The 2,079-nt window shown below is 52.4% G+C and carries 1 protein-coding gene; it reads left to right on the top strand.

The annotated features are described in order from the left end of the window. Positions 1–182 precede the first annotated feature (182 nt). Complete coding sequence (locus TX77_RS11325) at positions 183–2,039, top strand: APC family permease (protein ID WP_044505192.1); 1,857 nt, start codon at positions 183–185, stop codon at positions 2,037–2,039. Positions 2,040–2,079: the final 40 nt, after the last annotated feature.

Consider the following 2,079-nt stretch of genomic DNA (forward strand, 5'->3'; position numbering starts at 1 on the left):
AAAAAGACATCCTTTGACCTTCCCTTGCGTCAAAGGATGTCTTTTTTTACGCTGGGTTTCAATGCCTCATTCCCAACGAGAATGATAAGGGTAAAATCTCAGTTGACAGGATAATAAAGTGGGATTATACTGAATTGTATTTAGCAAAATGCAGTTTCTTACAATTAAAAAAGGAGGCTATCATGCTATTCAAAACGATTAGTCGCCACCTTCTCGGCAAGCCTTTGGAGAATACCAAACTCGAGGGCGAACAGATGCCAAAATGGAAGGCCCTGCCTATTTTCTCATCGGATGCCCTGTCATCCGTCGGGTACGGGCCGGAACAGATTGCCATCGTCCTGGCTTCGGTACCGACCTTAGCGACATACCGTTATTTCGGACCTATCGTCTTAGCTATCATTGCCTTATTATTCATCGTTGCCCTGTCCTATACCCAGGTCGTCCGGGTCAATCCGGGCGGCGGCGGTTCTTACGGCATCGCCATGAAATACCTCGGTGTCTACCCGGCCCTCACGGCAGGAGCGGCGCTTCTGGCCGATTACATCCTGACCGTTGCCGTTTCCATTTCTTCAGGGACGGCGGCTCTAGTCAGTGCCTTTCCGGTCCTCCACCCTTATCACGTCTATCTCGACCTCGGCGTTCTCATCCTGATGATGATCGTCAACCTGCGCGGTACCAGGGAGGCCTCAACCGTCTTCGTCTGGCCGACGTACTTCTTCTTGGCTGCCATGGGGATCACCTTAATCGGCGGCTTCTATCAAATCTGGAACGGCACCCTAACGGCTCATACCGTCGCTGTCGAAACGGTAGCCCCATTGAATCAGGCCGCCCTGATGCTCATCGTCCTGCGGGCCTTTGCCAACGGCTGTAGTTCTATGACCGGCATCGAAGCCATTGCCAACGGCGTCACCATGTTCAAGGCGCCTCAGCAAAAAAACGCCATCGAAACGACGGCTGTCATGGCCTGTATCCTGGCAATCATGCTCGGAGGCCTCGGTTACCTCATCATTTATCTTCACCTCTTACCGACACAAGGCTATACCCTGTTGTCTCTCCTTGTCGAAGATATCTTCAGCCGGACCTTGATTTACTACGTCATCCAGATTTTGATGATGGTCATCCTCTACATCGCCGCCAATACGGCCTATAACGGCCTGCCGCCGCTCCTTTCTTTCATGGCCGTCGACGGCTACGTCCCCCGCTACTTTGCCAACCGCGGTGAACGCCTGAGCTATTCTAACGGCATCCAAGTCCTGACGCTCATGGCCGGCATCTTGATCGTCCTCTTCCAGGGTAATATTGAGCACCTCATTTCCCTCTATGCCATCGGCGTATTCCTCTCCTTCACCATTGCCCAATCGGCCATGGTCGTCCACTGGAGACAATGCCGGGAACGAAACTGGCGCCTCTTTTCCGTCATCAACGGCTTCGGTGCCCTGGTCACGGCCTGCGTCGTCGTCATCGTCCTCATCACCAAATTCATCTACGGTGCCTGGATCATCGTCCTGCTCATCCCGACCTTGGTCTATATGTTCCTTAAAGTCCATCATCACTATGATGACGTCCGGGAACAGCTGTTGCTGACACCGGAGGAATACAGGAAGGTCATGACCACCGACTTAGGCCGCAATATCATCATCATCCCTATCGCGTCCCCGACTCAAGCCGTAGCCAAAGCCATTCGCTACGCCAAGATCATCAGCGGTTCGAAAGATAAAATCTATGCCGTCAACGTCTACAGCGACGATGAACGGGGCAAAAAGATCAAAACCTTGTGGCAGCAGTTGGAACCTGACATCGAGCTCATCATGCTCCAGTCTCCCTATCGGCAGTTGACAGACCCGCTCATCACCTTTATCCAAGAGCTGCGGAAAGAGACGGCTCCCAAAGATACGATTACCGTCCTCATCCCGGAATTTGAAACGAAAAAATTATGGCACCGCCTGCTTCACAACCAGAGCGGCTGGCTGCTAAGACTCCGTACCCTGCCTTACTTAGACGTCGTCGTATCGACAGTCCCCCTGCAGTTTACGAAATAGCAATCAAGCAGCATCTACAACAAAGCCCCGTCGAAGGAAA

Source organism: Megasphaera massiliensis (assembly GCF_000455225.1).
GTDB classification, from domain to species: domain Bacteria; phylum Bacillota; class Negativicutes; order Veillonellales; family Megasphaeraceae; genus Megasphaera; species Megasphaera massiliensis.

Bases quoted from the DNA above. Each gene is read 5' to 3' on its own strand.
- TX77_RS11325 (WP_044505192.1), top strand. From the start codon at position 183: ATGCTATTCAAAACGATTAGTCGCCACCTTCTCGGCAAGCCTTTGGAG.